This is a genomic window from Vibrio sp. 2130-1 (genome assembly GCF_033339515.1).
In genome coordinates this window covers 1-642 of sequence record NZ_JAWOUT010000383.1, presented here as the reverse complement: position 1 = coordinate 642, position 642 = coordinate 1, and the positions used below count along the sequence as shown (strand labels likewise).

Sequence of the window (642 nt, the reverse complement as noted above, 5' to 3'; positions counted from 1 at the left end):
GAGTGGTCACCGCCCAAATGATGTCATTCCAATCTCGCACATTGACGTCCTCATCACACAAGATAACGAACTTGTTGTCGGTGTACTGCGCGAAGAAGTCCCACAGGTATTCCATTAATGCTTGAGATTGGCCCGCTTGGTCTTTCTTCATCGTAACGACGGCAAAACGATTATTGGTTGTTGGCGGTAGATAGATATCAATAATCTCTGGACGCTGTTGTTTCAGTGATTCCAAATCGGCTTCTGTTATTACTTTACTGTCTTGCTTACTGATTTGGGGACGTGTTGCAAGTTCCGCATCCCATTTGATAGTCGCATCTAGTCCCATTTTGGAACCTAACCCCACCACTGGCGACGCAAAGTCGAGAGAATCGATTGGCGTGTTGTCTATCATCAAGGTATCGCGCACTGGATCCATATGTTCGGTCATCGCTTTGACGACGTCATTCCAGTCGCGCGCATTTACCGACTCATCACACACAATCACAAACTTGGTGTACATGAACTGACGCAAGAAGGACCAAACCCCCATCATCACGCGCTTCGCATGACCTGGGTATTGCTTCTTCATGGTTACAACGGCCATGCGATACGAACAACCTTCTGGCGGTAGATAGAAGTCTTCAATCTCAGGGAATTGCT

General features: G+C 47.4%; 1 pseudogene. It reads right to left on the bottom strand.

What is annotated here, in order from left to right:
* Positions 1 to 642, bottom strand: a pseudogene (locus R7Q09_RS26370) (UbiD family decarboxylase domain-containing protein); the annotation flags it as partial.